This is a genomic window from Staphylococcus pasteuri (genome assembly GCF_030547725.1).
In the GTDB taxonomy this organism is placed as follows: domain Bacteria; phylum Bacillota; class Bacilli; order Staphylococcales; family Staphylococcaceae; genus Staphylococcus; species Staphylococcus pasteuri.
In genome coordinates, this window is the sequence record NZ_JAUOQO010000815.1 from 1 (window position 1) to 242 (window position 242).

A 242-nucleotide genomic window follows, 5' to 3' on the forward strand; every position below is an offset into this window, starting at 1 on the left:
CTATTCAAAACATGTGGTTGGCCGCGCGTGCCGAAAATCTCGGCCTAGGCTGGGTAAGCATTATTCATGATCAAGTATTACGCGACACCTTAGCCATTCCCGAGCGTTTAGAAATTATTGGCTACCTATGCTTGGGCCATGTGTCGAGCTTTAGCGAAAAACCAGAGCTAGAACAGTTTGGCTGGCTACCTAGAGAACAACTAGACCAACTGGTTCACAATGAAAAATGGACAGACAAATCT

Annotated in this window: 1 protein-coding gene; it reads left to right on the forward strand. The window is 45.9% G+C overall.

Features of this window, described 5'->3' with window-relative positions:
• Positions 1-242: nitroreductase family protein (locus Q4528_RS15605; RefSeq protein WP_303522629.1), on the forward strand; the 242-nt coding region annotated here is incomplete at both ends.